This is a genomic window from Halopiger djelfimassiliensis, from assembly GCF_000455365.1.
GTDB classification, from domain to species: domain Archaea; phylum Halobacteriota; class Halobacteria; order Halobacteriales; family Natrialbaceae; genus Halopiger_B; species Halopiger_B djelfimassiliensis.
Genome location: NZ_HG315684.1, coordinates 237475 through 253373, shown reverse-complemented (window position 1 = coordinate 253373; position 15899 = coordinate 237475). Strand labels below are relative to the sequence as shown.

17 protein-coding genes and 1 pseudogene are annotated in these 15899 nt (G+C 64.2%); 8 read left to right on the top strand and 10 right to left on the bottom strand.

Annotation, left to right across the window (positions count from 1 at the left end; all coding sequences use genetic code 11):
• Window positions 1-18: 18 nt before the first annotated feature.
• Together TX80_RS01320 and mce are read left to right on the top strand one after the other, a co-directional pair.
• The gene (locus TX80_RS01320; RefSeq protein ID WP_049921068.1) at window positions 19-876 is read left to right on the top strand and encodes an aldo/keto reductase; all 858 of its coding nucleotides are present in this window, start codon (window positions 19-21) and stop codon (window positions 874-876) included.
• A 148-nt stretch (window positions 877-1024) separates the two neighbouring features.
• Window positions 1025-1408, top strand: a complete 384-nt coding sequence (gene mce, locus TX80_RS01315; RefSeq protein ID WP_049921067.1) for a methylmalonyl-CoA epimerase — start codon at window positions 1025-1027, stop codon at window positions 1406-1408.
• A 97-nt stretch (window positions 1409-1505) separates the two neighbouring features.
• Here mce and TX80_RS01310 read toward each other — a convergent pair whose 3' ends face one another.
• A complete protein-coding gene (locus tag TX80_RS01310) occupies window positions 1506-1700 on the bottom strand; it encodes a cold-shock protein (RefSeq protein ID WP_049921066.1) in 195 nt (64 codons plus the stop codon).
• Between the two features lie 163 nt (window positions 1701-1863).
• Here TX80_RS01310 and TX80_RS19245 point away from each other — a divergent pair, with 163 nt between their 5' ends.
• Complete coding sequence (locus TX80_RS19245) at window positions 1864-2034, top strand: hypothetical protein (protein WP_195893011.1); 171 nt, start codon at window positions 1864-1866, stop codon at window positions 2032-2034.
• Between the two features lie 50 nt (window positions 2035-2084).
• Here TX80_RS19245 and TX80_RS01305 read toward each other — a convergent pair whose 3' ends face one another.
• Window positions 2085-2723 (bottom strand): ferredoxin--NADP reductase, encoded by a 639-nt coding sequence (locus tag TX80_RS01305; protein WP_049922149.1) that lies wholly within the window; start codon window positions 2721-2723, stop codon window positions 2085-2087.
• 336 nt (window positions 2724-3059) lie between these two features.
• On the opposite strand from TX80_RS01305, the gene TX80_RS01300 reads away from it, so the two are divergent.
• The gene (locus TX80_RS01300; RefSeq protein ID WP_049921064.1) at window positions 3060-4814 is read left to right on the top strand and encodes a 2-oxoacid:acceptor oxidoreductase subunit alpha; all 1755 of its coding nucleotides are present in this window, start codon (window positions 3060-3062) and stop codon (window positions 4812-4814) included.
• Window positions 4814-5677 carry a 2-oxoacid:ferredoxin oxidoreductase subunit beta gene (locus TX80_RS01295; RefSeq protein WP_049921063.1) on the top strand — a complete coding sequence of 288 codons (864 nt, stop codon included), beginning with the start codon at window positions 4814-4816 and terminating at the stop codon, window positions 5675-5677. Before TX80_RS01300 ends, TX80_RS01295 begins: the two co-directional genes overlap by 1 nt.
• A gap of 104 nt (window positions 5678-5781) precedes the next feature.
• Here TX80_RS01295 and TX80_RS01290 read toward each other — a convergent pair whose 3' ends face one another.
• Complete coding sequence (locus TX80_RS01290) at window positions 5782-6441, bottom strand: DUF6517 family protein (RefSeq protein ID WP_049921062.1); 660 nt, start codon at window positions 6439-6441, stop codon at window positions 5782-5784.
• A 172-nt stretch (window positions 6442-6613) separates the two neighbouring features.
• Between TX80_RS01290 and TX80_RS01285 the strand changes: the two genes are divergently transcribed.
• On the top strand, window positions 6614-7735 hold the full coding sequence (locus tag TX80_RS01285) for a pyridoxal phosphate-dependent aminotransferase (protein ID WP_049921060.1): 1122 nt from the start codon (window positions 6614-6616) through the stop codon (window positions 7733-7735).
• Between the two features lie 110 nt (window positions 7736-7845).
• On the opposite strand, the gene TX80_RS01280 is transcribed toward TX80_RS01285, so the two are convergent.
• Window positions 7846-8061: a hypothetical protein gene (locus TX80_RS01280; RefSeq protein WP_049921059.1), complete on the bottom strand. Its 216-nt coding sequence runs from the start codon at window positions 8059-8061 to the stop codon at window positions 7846-7848.
• A 179-nt stretch (window positions 8062-8240) separates the two neighbouring features.
• Between TX80_RS01280 and TX80_RS01275 the strand changes: the two genes are divergently transcribed.
• Window positions 8241-8570 (top strand): YbjQ family protein, encoded by a 330-nt coding sequence (locus tag TX80_RS01275; protein WP_049921057.1) that lies wholly within the window; start codon window positions 8241-8243, stop codon window positions 8568-8570.
• 32 nt (window positions 8571-8602) lie between these two features.
• Here the strand turns inward: TX80_RS01275 and TX80_RS01270 are convergent, their stop codons facing one another.
• The 6 genes and pseudogenes from TX80_RS01270 to TX80_RS01240 all read right to left on the bottom strand — a co-directional run bounded on the left by TX80_RS01270 (window position 8603) and on the right by TX80_RS01240 (window position 14994).
• Window positions 8603-9235, bottom strand: coding sequence for an RAD55 family ATPase (locus tag TX80_RS01270; RefSeq protein ID WP_154658546.1), 633 nt, complete (start codon window positions 9233-9235; stop codon window positions 8603-8605).
• Window positions 9236-9353: 118 nt separating this feature from the next.
• The gene (locus TX80_RS01265) at window positions 9354-11348 is read right to left on the bottom strand and encodes an AAA family ATPase (protein WP_049921054.1); all 1995 of its coding nucleotides are present in this window, start codon (window positions 11346-11348) and stop codon (window positions 9354-9356) included.
• Window positions 11349-11410: 62 nt separating this feature from the next.
• Window positions 11411-12418, bottom strand: coding sequence for a TIGR04024 family LLM class F420-dependent oxidoreductase (locus TX80_RS01260; RefSeq protein WP_049922147.1), 1008 nt, complete (start codon window positions 12416-12418; stop codon window positions 11411-11413).
• A gap of 106 nt (window positions 12419-12524) precedes the next feature.
• A pseudogene (locus tag TX80_RS01255) lies at window positions 12525-12743 on the bottom strand (GNAT family N-acetyltransferase); the annotation flags it as partial.
• A gap of 34 nt (window positions 12744-12777) precedes the next feature.
• On the bottom strand, window positions 12778-13320 hold the full coding sequence (locus TX80_RS01250; RefSeq protein ID WP_049921052.1) for a helix-turn-helix transcriptional regulator: 543 nt from the start codon (window positions 13318-13320) through the stop codon (window positions 12778-12780).
• Between the two features lie 384 nt (window positions 13321-13704).
• Entirely contained in the window at window positions 13705-14994 is a 1290-nt protein-coding gene (locus tag TX80_RS01240) for a hypothetical protein (RefSeq protein WP_049921049.1), read from the bottom strand.
• A 231-nt stretch (window positions 14995-15225) separates the two neighbouring features.
• On the opposite strand from TX80_RS01240, the gene TX80_RS01235 reads away from it, so the two are divergent.
• Complete coding sequence (locus tag TX80_RS01235) at window positions 15226-15894, top strand: hypothetical protein (RefSeq protein ID WP_154658545.1); 669 nt, start codon at window positions 15226-15228, stop codon at window positions 15892-15894.
• Window positions 15895-15899 lie beyond the last annotated feature (5 nt).

The following is a 15899-nucleotide window of genomic DNA, read 5'->3' as shown; positions in this document are numbered from 1 at the left end:
TTTTCGGACCGACCATTGATGGCGACCGGCGGTGAACGGCCGCCCGTGAGCGACGCGACGACCGAAACGATCACCGCGAACGGTGCCGAGATACCGGCGCTCGGTCTCGGGACGGCGCGGATGACCGGCGACGACTGTCGGCGGGCCGTCGAGACTGCGCTCGCGGCCGGCTACCGACACGTCGACACCGCCCAGCTGTACGACAACGAGGCGGCGGTCGGCGAGGCGATCGCGAACAGCGCCGTCGACCGCGATGACGTCTTCGTCGTCACCAAGGTCCATCCGAGCAACGCCGCACCCGCCGACGTCCGCGAGTCCACCCGCGAGAGCCTCGAGCGGCTCCGACTGACGACCGTCGATCTGCTCTTGCTGCACGCCCCGAGCGATCAGGCCCCGCTCGAGGAGACGGTGGCCGCGATGAACGACCTGCAGGACGACGGGCGCGTCGACCACGTCGGCGTCAGCAACTTCTCGGTCGCACAACTCGAGCGGGCGATCGAGTGCTCCGAGACGCCGATCGTGGCGAACCAGGTGAAGTACCACCCGTTCCACCGACGGGACGAACTACTCGAGTACTGCCTCGAGCACGAGGTCTGCCTGACGGCCTACAGCCCGCTCGCGGAGGGGGCCGTTCCGGGGGACGATCGGCTCGCAGAGATCGGCGAACCGTACGGCAAGTCGGCGACACAGGTCGCGTTGCGGTGGCTGCTCCAGCAGCCGATGGTGGCGGCGATTCCGAAAGCCTCGCGGCGCGACCACATCGAAGCGAACGCCGATATTTTCGATTTCGAGCTGACCGACGACGAGATGGCGGCGGTCGCCGAGGCCAGCGGGAGTCGGTGGGCCGCGCTGGCGGCCAGACTCGGACTGCAGTGACCGGGGTTTGCGGGGTAGCTCCCGGTCGATCGGGATCGTCTTTCTCCCGAAGCGGCCCCGTCGCGTACCCTCGAGAGGGGACCGATTCGAGCCCGCCGGCCGCCGGAGACCCCGTCGATATTTGGGTGCTGGTCAGTAACGGACGATCATGCACTTCGATCACGCGGGAATCGCAACCGAGGACGCGGGTGAACTCGCCGATCTGTACGCCGACCTCTTCGGCCTCGAAACCGTTCACGAGGAGGTATTCGACGGGATGCGAGTCGTCTTTCTCGACTGCGACGGCGGCTACTTCGAACTGCTCGAACCCCTCGAAGAGGGGACGATTGCCCAGTATCTCGAGGCCAACGGCCCGGGAATTCACCATCTGGCGCTTGCGACCGCGGACATCGAAGACGCGCTCGAGACGGTGCGAGCCAACGACGTGCGACTCATCGACGACGAGCCACGATCCGGTGCGTGGGGACATACGGTCGCGTTCCTGCATCCGAAGGATACGGGCGGGATTTTGCTCGAACTCGTCGAACACTGAGCGCTCGGGCCGAACCGACCGTCAACGACGATAGCCGCCGCTCAGTCGGACGAGACCCGCAGGTAAGAAACGAGAAACGTCGGTCGAAGTATCGGAGCTAGACTCGAGTGACGTTGGTCGCCCGGGGACCCTTGGGGGCCTGTTCGATACTGAATTCGATCTCCGTCCCTTCTTCGAGGTCCGGGCCGCCAACGTCTTCCATGTGGAAGAACACGTCGTCGTCCGCATCGTCCGTCGAAATGAAACCGTAGCCGCCTGTGTCGTTGAAGAAATCAACGTTACCTTTTGCCATTGCTTCTATAGAGAGCAGCGACACACGGATAAGGGTTCCGTGAGACGAGTGCACGCGGCCCTGCCTGCACTGGTGGCCGAGTTTCACCCGTAGACGTGACTCTCCCGCCGGATATGTTACTTCAGTAAGAAAACTTATGCGGGTATGTCACGTGTCTTGACGCATGAGCCTGTTCGAACGCCTCGGTGAGAGAGTCGAGGAGTTCAAACAAGAGGCCGAGGCGGCGCGGGACGACGCGGCGACGTATCGCTGCCGCGAGTGCGAAAAACGGTTTTACAGGGATCGAGATACGTGCCCGGAGTGTGACGGCGACGTCGTCGAGATCGAATCCTGACGGCTCTCGAGCGAGCGCGACGGTCGTCCGTACTGCGCGTGGATCGACGCTCACCCGAAGTTCTCGATCAGCGCGTCGTCGGCATCGCCGCCGGCGTCGTCGATCGCGTCCGCGACGAACGTGACGAAGTCGTCGAACCCGAACGCGTACAGCTGTCCCTCCTCGTGGTGAGAGGCGATCGCGTCCGCGAGTTCCGCGTCGGCGTCTTCGTCAACGACGCGGACCGTCGCGCCCGCGGTCTCGAGGGCCTCGAGTCGCTCGCGGTGAGCCGGATCGTCGTCCTGATAGATGACGACGGCCTCGTGGCCCGCCTCGTGGGCGGCCTCGGCGATCGAAACCGCGGGACCGATGCCCGGGCCGCCCGCGATGGGGACGACGTCCCTGTCGCCTTCGTAGGTGATCGTTCCGAAGGGGCCGTCGATATGAACGGTTTCGCCACCGTCGAGTCCCGCGAGCCACGGCGAGAGGTCGCCGTCGGGGTCGATCCCCACCGTAATCTCGAAGGTGTCCCCGACCGACGACGAGGAGAGCGTGTAGTGGCGAGCGATCTCCTCGCCCTCCGGGGCGGCCCGGAGCAGGACGAACTGACCGGGCAACGCGTCGAACTTCGCGGGCGTCTCGAGTTCGAGTGCAACGGTGTCCGGGCCGACTTCGCGTACCGATTCGACGGTGACTGGCGTGCCCTCCATGTCGAACGCGTTCGCCGTCACATTGAAAAGCCGTTTCGTTCCCCGATCGAGGTATCGAACGAGGAATGCATTTCACATACGTTGCATTATCGGGACGGGCTATTGTGATGCAGATAACCACTCCCGAGGAGATTACAAATCAGTGGTATACTTTGCGTATATTCTGTACAAATTCTACTTCCAGCGCGAGAACTGATGGTACCACACTTATCCGAAAAAATTCATAACTATTAATAATTGTTTTCTCTGAGAGCCGGACATATCAGCTCTCGGGATGGTGAATCGGTTGGGGTTTCAGAAGCCTTTTCATTTACTGGGAGCAAGGTGCAGCATAACATGGCTGAGGATCTCAACTGGGCGGTCGGAGGCGAAGCCGGAGACGGTATCGACTCCACCGGTAAAATCTTCGCTCAGGCACTTTCCCGAGCCGGACGGCACGTATTCACGTCGAAAGACTTCGCGTCGCGAATCCGGGGTGGCTACACGGCCTACAAGATCCGGACCTCCGTCGATCGCGTCCAGAGCGTCGTCGACCGACTGGACATTCTGGTCGCACTGACCCAGCGTACCATCGACGAGAACCTGGACGAACTCCACGAGGGCAGCGCCATTATTTACGACGGCGAACGATCCTGGGAGGCCGAAATTCCCGACGAGATGACGGCCGTCGACGTCCCGCTGAAGTCGCTTGCGGAAGACGCCGGCGGGGCGATCATGCGCAACATCGTCGCGCTCGGTGCCGCGTGTGAGATCACCGGGTTCGACGTCGAGTACCTCGACGAGGCCCTCGAGAAGCGCTTCGGCGGCAAGGGTTCGAAGATCGTCGAGAACAACAAGGAAGCCGCCCGTCTGGGACAGGAGTACGTACAGGAGAACTACGACCTGGATCACCTCGGGTACGACCTCGAGACGACCGACAGCGATTACGTCCTGCTCAACGGCAACGAGGCGGTCGGTATGGGTGCGATCGCCGCAGGCTGTCGGTTCTACTCCGGGTATCCCATCACGCCCGCGACGTCGATTATGGAGTACCTGACGGGCCGTATCGAGGACTACGGCGGGCACGTCGTTCAGGCCGAGGACGAACTCTCGGCGATCAACATGGCACTCGGTGCCGCCCGATCCGGTGCGCGAGCGATGACCGCAACCTCGGGTGCCGGGATCGACCTCATGACCGAGACGTTCGGTCTGGTCGCGACCAGCGAGACGCCGCTTGTCATCGCCGACGTCCAGCGCTCGGGTCCCTCGACGGGGATGCCGACCAAGCAGGAACAGGGCGACCTCAACATGGCGCTGTACGGCGGCCACGGCGAAGTCCCGCGGTTCGTCGTCACACCGACGTCGATCTCCGAGTGTTTCTGGAAGACGGTCGAGGCGTTCAACCTCGCCGAGAAGTACCAGACGCCGGTCTTCCTCGTCTCCGATCTGGCGATGTCGGTCACCGAACAGACCTTCGAACCCGAAACCTTCGACATGGACGCCGTCGAGATCGACCGGGGCAAACTCGTCGACGAGGACGACGTCGACGAGTGGCTCGACGCCCAGGGTCGGTTCCGCGCCCACGCCGTCACCGACGACGGCGTCAGCCCGCGGGCGATTCCCGGTACGACCGACGGTGCACACATGAGCACGGGGCTCGAGCACGACGAACTCGGTCGCCGGACCGAGGATCAGGACGAGCGCGTCCAACAGGTCGACAAGCGCTACCGCAAGGTCGAGACCGCACAGGAGCGGGAAGACTGGGACTACCGCGAGTTCGGCGATTCGGATTCGGACAACCTCATCATCTCGTGGGGATCGAACGAGGGCGCGCTCGTCGAGGCGCTGGACTACCTCGAGGAAGACGGCATCGACGTCCGCGTGATCTCGGTGCCCTACATCTTCCCGCGGCCCGACCTCTCCGACGAGATCGAGGCGGCCGAGGAAGTCATCGTCGTCGAGTGTAACGCGACCGGCCAGTTCGCGGACCTGCTCGAACACGACGCACTTACCCGCCTCAAGCGCATCAACAAGTACACCGGCGTCCGCTTCAAGGCGGACGAACTCGCCGAACAGATCACCGAACGACTCTCCGAGGAGGTGCCAGCATAATGAGCTCCGACGTACGATTCACCGACTTCAAATCCGACAAGCAGCCGACGTGGTGTCCCGGATGCGGCGACTTCGGGACGATGAACGGCATGATGAAAGCCCTCGCCGAGACCGGCAACGATCCCGACAACACGTTCGTCGTCGCCGGAATCGGCTGTTCCGGTAAGATCGGGACCTACATGCACAGCTACGCCCTCCACGGGGTTCACGGCCGTGCGCTCCCGGTCGGAACGGGCGTCAAGATGGCCCGCCCCGACATCGAGGTCATGGTCGCCGGCGGCGACGGCGACGGCTACTCGATCGGTGCCGGCCACTTCGTCCACGCGGTCCGTCGCAACGTCGATATGTCCTACGTCGTCATGGACAACCGCATCTACGGGCTGACCAAAGGACAGGCCTCGCCGACCTCGCGGTCGGACTTCGAGACCAGTACGACGCCCGAAGGTCCCAAACAGCCGCCGGTCAACCCGCTCGCGCTCGCACTGGCTTCCGGCGCGACCTTCATCGCCCAGTCGTTCGCCTCCGACGCCCTGCGCCATCAGGAGATCGTCCAGAAGGCGATCGAGCACGACGGATTCGGCTTCGTCAACGTCTTCAGCCCCTGTGTTACGTTCAACGACGTCGACACCTACGATTACTTCCGTGACAGTCTCGTCGACCTTCAGGAACAGGATCACGATCCAACCGACTACGAGTCCGCCAAGAAGGTCATCCTCGACGGCGAGAAGGAGTATCAGGGCGTGATGTACAAGGACGAAAACTCCGTGCCGTACCACGAACAGCACGGCGTCACCGAGGACATGTCCGACATTCCCGAGGGTGCGCCCGAGGACGCGATGGATCTCGTCCGCGAGTTCTACTGAACCGCCGTTTCGTCTCGTTTTCTCGCCGTCCGTCGGCCCGCCCAGAACGAGTGCGACAACGCGGCCCGACCGAGCCACCGGCGGCCGACGGGAACGTCACGCCGTCAGACCGGGTGTTCGACGGATTCCATCAACAGTTCCACGTTCACCGCCTCCTCGGCGAAGTTCCGCGGATAGCTGCCCAGTAACACGAGCAAGTCGTCGGCGTGGGAAACGGCCGTAAGCGTGAGTTCGACGTCGATCGGTTCGCCATCGAACTCGGATTGCCCCACAAAGCGGTCGACTTCACGACCCTCCCCGAGGATCTCGAGTCCGAACGACTCGTCGTGACGGATGTTTTCGACGTTGCCCTGCTCCCCGTCGACTTCGCTCAGGAGTCGCTCGAGGAGTTCCTCGTTGGACATGTCGTCGAGCGGGTTGAACGACCGCCCGAGGACCTCCATCGCCGGAACCGAAACGGCAGCGAAGAGAGCTCCCTCGTGCGTCCGTCCCTGATATTCGATTTCCTTCGAGTAGTGAGAGCGCCACAGCGAAGCCCGGATCTCGCGTTCGACGCCGACATCGATCGTTTCCTCGATCGTCTCTTCCTCGACGGTCTGGTTCTCGTATTCGGTCTCGGTCAGAGCAGTTTCGGTCGGAGCCACGCGACTGGAGTCGAACTCGAGCGGGCCTTTCCCGAGAACGAAATCGAGACAGCCGGCGGTCAATGCGAGCGTTCCGGTCGCTCCCGCGGCAAGGAGTGTACGTCGAGAGGGAGTCGCCATCACCACTGTAGTGCGAAACGAGGCGCATATTCGTTGTGGCCACTTCTCGACTGAGAAACACGAAAACGGGGCGTAACAGCGCTATTACCGCCAGTTTCTACCTGTTATGACATGTGACAGCATCGATCACATCAAGAGTTATCGGGGTCGGCGTCAGCCGTTTAATGTACCAATGACGGAGTTCGCAACCCGGGTCGAGGAGGTGTCGATAAGCGGCATCCGCGAAGTGTTCGAGGCCGCAAGCGAGGACGCGATCAATCTCGGTATCGGCCAGCCGGACTTTCCGACGCCCGCTCACGCCCGGCGGGCGGCAATCGAAGCCATCGAGGCCGGCCGGACCGACGCGTACACGTCGAACAAGGGCACGCCCCAGCTCCGGGAGGCCATCGCCGCGAAGTACGACCGGGAGTACGGGCTCGAGATCGATCCCGCGGACGTGATCGCCACCGCCGGCGGGAGCGAGGCGCTGCATCTGGCGCTGGAGGCACACGTCGATCCGGGCGAGGAAGTGATCTTCCCCGATCCGGGCTTTGTCTCCTACGACGCACTGACCCGGATCGCCGGCGGCACGCCAACGCCCGTGTCGCTCCGGGACGATCTCACGCTCGACCCGGCCGCCGTCGAGGACGCGATCACCGACGAGACGGCGGCGTTCGTAGTCAACAGCCCGGCCAACCCGACGGGGGCCGTCCAGAGCGAGGCCGACATGCGCGAGTTCGCCCGCATCGCCGACGAGCACGACGTCCTCTGTCTCTCGGACGAGGTGTACGAACACATCGTCTTCGAGGGCGAGCACCGCTCGCCGATGGAGTTCGCCGAGACCGACAACGTGGTCGTCGTCAGCGCCTGTTCGAAGACCTACTCGATGACCGGCTGGCGGCTCGGCTGGGTCGTCGCCTCGAACCGCCGCATCGAACGCATGCTCCGGGTCCACCAGTACGGGCAGGCCTGTGCCTCCGCACCCGCGCAGTTCGCCGCCGAAGCCGCACTGACCGGTCCACAGGAGCCGGTCGCGGAGATGGTCGAAGCCTTCGAAACCCGGCGCGACGTCGTCCTCGACGGCCTCGAGGACGCCGGTCTCGAAGTGCCGACGCCACAGGGGGCTTTCTACGCAATGCCGAACGTTCCGGACGGATGGTGCGACGCGGTGCTCGAGCGCGACGTGATCGTGGTGCCGGGAGAGGCCTTCGGCGCTCACGGAGCGGGATACGCGCGCCTCTCCTACGCGACGGGGATGGAGGATCTCAAGACGGCGCTCGAGATCATCGACGACGCGACGCGGGCGGTCCGATAGCGTTCGAGAGGCGACCGTTTTCGTTTCGGAGGATCTCTCGGAAGCGGTGAGACGGTGTAAGGAACGGTTCAGTGGCGAGCATGACTTTTCTCGGGCGGCTTTCGAGACGGTCAAATGTTGGCGAAGACGAGAAGTCCGAACAGCGTTATCGCGATTCCGGAAAGCCGAGTGAGCGTTACCTTCCATTTGGCAGGCTCGACATCGTACCACGACCGCCTACTGCCGATCGCGTCCACGCGCTCCTCGAGCCGGGCGATTTTGTACGGCCTGACGATATTGGCGATCCCGATCACGAGCAGCAAACCACCCAGTATCAGATTGATCATACCTCATCTGTCATTCAGTGTGAGATATATTTTTACACTAGGTTGTGAAACCAAGCCGGATATCCGTTCGCAAGTCCACCGTACTCGAGCCGAGGCCGTATATGTACTTTCGCCACGATGTACTGACTCTGTAACCGCGACGCTACGTTTATGCAGAGACCAGCCGCACGCTGACGTGTATGACGGACGTAATCGTTACGACGACGGATGGGATAGACGGCCGAGAGATAACTGAGTACTGCGGCGTCGTATCGGGCGAAGCGGTCATCGGCGCGAACGTCGTCAGCGACATCGCCGCCGGCATCCGCGACATCGTTGGCGGGCGAAGCGGCTCCTACGAGAAGAAAATCGAGACCGGTCGCGAAGAGGCGATCGCCGACATTCGAGCGGAAGCGACGGAACTCGATGCCGACGCCGTCGTCGGTGCGACGTTCGACTACGAAGAGATGGGCGAAGGTATGCTCTGGGTCAATCTCTCGGGAACCGCGGTGAAGACGCGCCGCGAGTAGGCGATAGATCGGAACGGACCGATGAACCGCCACTAAATGTTCCGACTATGGTCGATGCGAACCGTATCGGACAACACCAGCGGGATGGGTCTGTCGAACACCAGCCCTCGGCGGGCCTTCGTGATGAGCAGTCGCGTCTTGATTTCGCGGGAGCGGGCGAGGACCTCGAGTTCCCAGACCTGATCCGCCCGCTTCAGCGTCAGTTCCCGATTCGACGGGGGATGTTCCGACTCGAGGCAGTGGACGATACCGACGCTGGTAGTTTCGCGGAGCCGTTCTTTGATCGTATTCAGGAACGAGAGGTACCGCTCCCGCGAGCCGTCCTCGAGAGCGTTTATCGGGTCGATGACGAGCAACGACTCCCGTGGGATCGAATCGAGCACGTCGAGCGGCTCCGCCAGCAGGGAATCGACTGCAGGGGCATGAACCGTCAGGTTCCGACGGACGGGGACCGTCCGCTCTATCCAGTCACGAACTTCCCATTCGGGACGGGTCGTCGAGACGAATACCGTTCGGTGTTCGGCCATGATCTCGGCAAGGAGTCGCTCGCTTTGCGATCCTGCCGGTGCCCGTAGCGCAGTGAGTACCCCCGCCTTGAGTCCACCGCCGATGAATCGATCGAGAACGTCCAATCCAGTGGAATATTCTCGTTTCGGAAGGGTCATGCTGTCTGCAAGGAGTATCAGGTACCGAGACCGTAGCTGTTTGGGTCGAGACGTCGAACTGGCCGCGAACCACACGGCTGTTTTGGGCGACGCGGGCGGGCCGATAGCGAACGCCGCGTTACCGTCGTCGACCGATCCCGTCCGGAACCGCGCTCGATCGCAAGTGGTCCATCCGCGGCCCGTCCCACCCAGCAAGGGTCGGCTCGACCGCCTCGGCCTCGGCGACGAGTCGGTCCGTGGTAATCGGCTCCTCGCGGCGGACGGCCTCGCGGGCGACCCGCCCGGCGAGGTGTCGAACGTCGCGGAGGCTAAAGCCCGCCGTCGCGTCGGCCACGGCATCGAAGTCCACCGTGTCCGCCAGAAAGCCCGCCGGGAGTGCATCGCTCAGAATCGCCGCGCGCGTCGCGGCGTCCGGCGGTGGGACCTCGATCCGCTCGTCGAAGGCCCCGGCGTGGAGGACGTCGACGTTTACCCCCTCGACTGACCGGGCAGTCCCGACGACGAGCACGTCGTCCTCGAGCGTCGGCAGGAGCGTCTCCAGCTGCGTCGCGACTCGCTTTGTCGCCCTCGAGCCGCCGGACGCGGGGGCGAGTTCGTCGACGTCGTCGAGCACCAGCACGCTGGGGGCGATCTCGCGCGCGTCTTCGACGATTTCGGCGGTTCGCTCGGCCGGTTCGTCGACGGACTCCCGGCGGAACCGATCCGGACTGATCTCGACGACCGGACGGTCGAGTTCGGCGGCGATCGACCGCGCGAGCGACGTTTTCCCGGCGTCCGGAGGCCCGTACAGGAGCGTCCCGTCGACGGGGGCGACGCCGTAGCGCTCGTACCCGTCGGCGTTGCGAACCGGCTCGAGGACGCGGCGATCGATCGCGGCGGTCAACTCGTCCATCCCCGGCAGGTCGTCGAACTGGCGGGGCTGGTCCGACGACGATCGGCCGAGGTCCTCGTCGAAGTGGTCCTCGTACCGATCCAGCCAGTCGGGGATACTGGTGTCGATCTCGGCGATGGCCTGCCGGAGGTGTGACTGCTCGACGGGCGATTCGTCCGCGATAGCGTGGCGAATCGCAACGTCGGCGACCAGCGTCACGTCGCTCGAGGCGTAGCCGGCCGTCGACTCCGCGACGGCCTCGAGGCTGACGTTGTCCCCGACCGGGGCCTCGGCCAGTTCGAGCCGAAGGATCTCCAGTCGCGCTTGCCGGTCCGGTGGCGGCACCTCGATGCGTTCGTCGAACCGCCCGGAGCGCAAAATCGCGTCGTCGACGTCCTCGAGGTAGTTCGTCGCGGCGAAGACGACGATCTCCGAATCGTGTTGGCTCTCCAGTTCGGTCAGGAGCTGGTTGACCATCTGCTGTTCGCTCGTCGCCATCCGCCCCGATCGGTCGCCGGCGATCGCGTCGATCTCGTCGATGAACACGAGGCAGGGCTCGTTTTCCCGGGCGGCCTCGAACACCGCGGCGACGTTGTCGGCGGCCTCCCCGATGTACTTGCTCGTGATGTCGCTCGGCGTGACCTCGACGTAGTTGTAGTCGGTCTCGGCCGCGACGGCGCTTGCGACGAAGGTCTTCCCGCAGCCGGGTGGCCCGTGAAAGAGGACGCCGTTGACGGCCCCGATCCCGTAGTGGTCGTACACGTCCCGGCGCGTCAGCGGGTCGATCACCCGATCGGTCAGCGTCTCCTTGAGGTCCGCCATCCCACCCACGTCCGAGAAGTCGTGTCCGGGGGGGTCCGTATTGAGTTCGTCGGCGTCGAGTGCGGTATCGTCCTCGTCGCCTCCCCGAGACTGATCGGTTCGATCGCCGCCCGGAGCTTGACGTCGAACTGCCGTGCCACCGGCTGTCTCCGTGTAGCGGCCGACGACCAGCCAGGCCAGCGTCACCGCTGGCGGGGCGAACGCGAGGGCGGGGTCGCCGGTGGCGACGAAGCCAACGACGCCGAACACGTACGCGACGCCGAGCAACAGCCGGTCGAACTGGGTCGCCGCCAACCACGAAACCGTTCGGAACGCGATCGCGATCGTGCCGAACGTAAGGACCGTCGCGAGAAACACGTTCGAACCGGGGACCACCGCGTCGAACGCCCCGAGTTGTGCGAACGGGAACAACGCAATCATGCACACTACGTGATGGTATCGTTACAAAACAGTTCTGATACCGGTTCCGCGACGTCCCCGTCTTACACCGCGTCGACGACCGCTTCCATCGTCGTCTCCTTTTCGGCTTCGGTCATGCCGTCGACGAACCCGACGCGGACGGCGTCGACGCCCTCGAGGGCCGCGTACGACTCGATCCAGTCACGGACCTCCTCGGGCGTTCCTGCGGGAGCCAGTTCGTCGAGCACGTCGTCCGGCAGTGCGGCGGCCATCGCGTCGGTATCGCGGTCGTCCCACGCGGCACGGACCTCCGCGACGACGTCCGGATACCCCTGTTGGGCGACCGAGTCGCCGTAGTAGGGACCGTACGCTCCGAGCATGAACGCGATCGTCGAGCGCGCCTTTTCGCGGGCCGTTTCGCGGTCTTCCGCGGCGATCCCGCGGACGATCGGGGCCACCCGCAGTTCGTCGAGGCTCCTGTCGGCGAGGTCGGCCCCGCGCTCGAGATCCACGAGACGGTTCTCGAGGCCGTCTTTCGTGAACAGTTGGGGCGTCCAGCCGTCGCCGAAGCGGCCGGCCATCTCGGTCGCCGTCGGTCCGAGGGTCCCGAGATCGATCGGCGGCGGGTTTTCGGGCGTGTCGCGTTCGTAGTTGAGCCCGGGGATATCGAATATTTCGCCGTCGTACGCGGGCGTGCCGTTCTCGTAGACCGAACGGACGATCTCGATCGTCTCGCGGGTTCGCCGTAGCGGCCGCTCGAAGGACTGCCCGTGCCAGCGTTCGGTGATCGCCGGCGAACTCGGACCGAGACCGAGCCGGAACCGGCCGTCCGAGGCGTCGTGTATCGTCAGTGCGGTCTGAGCGAGCATCGCCGGCGACCGTCCGTACGGCGAGACGACGTCGTTCGAGATGCCGAGGTCGTCCGTCCGGTCGGCCGCCAGCGTCAGCGGCGGGACGATGTTCCACCCCGTCGTCTCGCCGACCGTAATTCGATCGAATCCGAGCCGCTCGGCCTGTACGGCCCGATCGGCGACGTCCTGTGGCCGATCGTAATCGTTGAGCCGCACCAGCAGGTCCAGTTCGGCGGTCACGGGTCGTCCCTCCGCGTCGGCTTCGGCATCTGTCGGGATGTCATAATTACACACTGGGACGTCCGGTCACATAAAGCTGCAGCGTTTCATCGATGTCTCGGGCCGATTACGCGTCGGGGCTGTCGGGCTCCGATCGCCATTCCTCGCGGAGTAACCCGTACTGGATCGTATCGACGTACCCGCCGTCGATAAAGCGATCCTTCCGGGTCCGTCCCTCCTCCGTGAACCCGAGCGACGCAAGCAGACCACGAGAGGCGTCGTTGAAGTCGTACGCCGCCGCACCGACGGCGGGCGTATCGTACACCCGGAAGACGTGCTCGATAAGATCGGACGGTTCGCCGACGGACTGAACCGTCGGCTCACAGCAATTTGACTTCGTTTCCCATCCCGCTGCGCTCCCGTTCGACGAGTCCTTTGGCCTCGAGGGTATCCAGCGTTCGGCTGACCGTCGCTTTCGACAGGTCCGTCCGGTCGACGATCTCGGTCTGGGCTATCACGCCGTCGGCCTCGAGAACGGTTTCGTAGATCACGCGTTCGTTGTTCACGAGTTCCTCGGCAGTTCGCTCCCACTCGTGTCGGCGTGCTTCGAGCGACGGTGTTCCCCGGTCGATGTCCGCGTTCCGTTCGGTCGTCGCCGCCGGCCCCGTCGAGCCGGGATCGGGTACCGACCACTCGGCGAGCAGCAGATACGTCCCGCTCGCGCCGAACAGGCACGCCGCGAGCGTGGCGACACCGACGTCACGGTAGGTGAAGTACTCGACCAGTTCGACGACCTCGGTGCCGCCACCGGCGGTCACCGTCACGGGGGAGGGGTTGGTCAACTGTACCGCAAGGATGACCGTCGAACCGACGAAGACCGCCGCCGCCAGAGCCGCCGGTCGCTGGAGGGCGCGCGCGTTCATGTTTCAACGCTCCGATTTGTCCCTTTAATCGGTATCGGTCTCGATCCGAGAAACACCCGTGAAAGGCCCCGAACCGCGTTGCAACGTAGCTTCCGTGGTTCGGCAGCCGTCGTTCGAACACGCTACCCGCTCGTTCGTTCCTCGACGAGCCGAAACGGCGAGGAGAGTTCGAAAAAACCCGTTCCGAACCCGTTGTCGGTAGCTCCCGAATCGAACCATTGCAGGCCGGTGGAGATACCGTAGCGTGTCGACGCTCACGGTCGGCCGGCGACGATCCGAGGAGAGCGTTCTCGAGCGAACGGGGGAGGGCGCGGTTGGTCAGCGGGGCGGGCGTGAATGTGGGAGATGGGACCCGGGCGCGGTCCGACTTACTCGTCTTCGCCGTCAGCTGTGGCCGTCGAGTTCCTCGATCGTTATCTCGTAGTCGTTTTCGACCGAATCGAGCGTTACTTTGGTGTGGGTCTGAGTGACAGTTTCGTTCTCGAGATCGATGCGCGAGACGACGGCCTCATCATCGACGGTCGGCGGTGCGAGCGCCACCTTGACGATATCGTCGCGTTCGACGAACTCGCCGGTCTCCGCGTCGAACGTCTCGGCTCGGGAGACGGTTCCGCCCAACTCGTCGGGGTCGTCGAACTGGCGCTGGAGGGAACTCCGAACGCCGGGGTCGTCGACCACGAGATTCTCGAGCAGATCGCGCTCGTCGTCGGTCAGCAGGTCGTTCTCGTCAGTGATCTCGAGGTCGACGTCGTCGAGATCGAGTTTCGGTTCCGTCTCGGCGTTCGTCGTCGTTCCGGTCCCGGTTTCGGAGCCGCTCTCGTCATCGGCGGCCGAACCGTTCCCATCGGTCACGTTAAGCTGGAGGGTTTCGGCGTCGTCCGACCCGTACACGATGGTGTTGTTCTGTCCGCCGCCGATCGTCGTGGAGTCCGTATTCGTCTCGGTCACGTTTACCGCGTCGAGTTCGATGGCGGTACCGGGGGTGTCGTACTCCTCGATTTCGACGGCCCCGTTCTGGAGGGCAACCGTCGCTCGGATCGCCGGCCGATCCTCGTCCGGTGCGGTGACCGACACGGTTACGTTCTCGTCGGTTCTGTCGGTTATCTCGACGGCAAGCGTCTCGGGGCCACCGAGCAGGGTCTGACTCTCCCATTCGACGTCCGGGTCATCGAGCAGCAACTTCGCGACTCGTTCGCGCTCGGCGGCGGTCAGCAGGTCGTTTTCATCGCTGACTTCGACGTCGATATCGCCGGGCGTGCGAATGCCGTTCTGGACGGACACCGTCCCGGCGTCCAGATCGACGGTGGCGAACAGGTACGGCAGGCGTTCGCCGGCGGGCGAAACGTGAACCTTCACCGTATCCTCGCGAGGAACGACCGCATCGGCGCTCTCGTCGTAGGTCATCCGCTGGGAAACCTCGAACGCGAGCGCGTCGGGATCGTCGAAGTACCGACGGACGTCGTCGTTCTCCCAGACGAGTTCCGGGAGTCGCTCCGCCTGGTCGTCGGTCAGTGCGTCGTCTTCGTCGGCGAGTTCGATGGTTACGTTCTCGAGCGATGCCTCGGTCGTGTCGTGTGTGCTCGCGTCGCCGGTAGCGACGATGACGCCGGTTGCGACGGTTATCGCCGCTGCGAGCGCGAGCACATAGATCGTGTACCTGTATTCGCGTTTCATGGGGACCACGTCGTGAGCGAGATCCGGTACGCCTCGCGGAGCGGTGATCGAGACGCCTCGTCGCGAGGGATACCGGATCGCTCCGCTCGACGGTTGTGTGAAAGCCCCCTTAGAACTCCGTTAGAAACGGACGTGTAACGCCTTCGGAACGCGTTTCAGTCGCGTTTCAGGCGTTCCTCCCGACGTTTCATCGAAATACACATTACCCTTTCCCAGAAGAAACGCGACGTGATGGACGAGGTCGATCCGGCCCGGTTGTCGCTGGTGCTGTCGCTTGCCCTGCTCGGGCTCAGCCTCGCCGCGTTCGTGAGCGTAACCGGATTGGTCCCGGCTTCGGCGACCGGTCCCGCAGGGACGTTCAGCATCGAGGACGGAACGTTCACGTTCTCGGCCGGGGGGTCAGAAACGGCGATCGTCGAAGAGACGGAGCCCGTCGGTCGCATCGAGATCACGGCCGACGACGGTCGGTTCACGACCGCCACGGAACTCCGTGACTCCGCTCGGCTGACCGACGCACAACGTGACATCGCCAAACGGACCGCGCTGACGAACGACACCCTCGCGGATCGCCTCGAGGCGGCCGGCGGGGCCGAACTGACCGTCGTGCCGGTCGTCGGAGCCGAGGTCCCCGAGCGCTGGGACGGGCTGACCCGGGACGGCGCGGCAACCGGCGTGAACCGGGACTCCCCGCGGGGCAACGGTACCGGCGACGGATTCGAACTCTCCGCGAACGACCCGGCCGGCTCGGTCGTGTTGCATCGGGACGAACCGACGGTCCTCGAGGATCGAGCGATCGTCATCGTCGATCCCGTGACCGAGAGCGCGAAATACCGCGTTACGGTCGATCTGGCGTCCGAAACCGTCAGGCGGATACTACGACTCGAGTTCGTCGCGGACTGACCCGA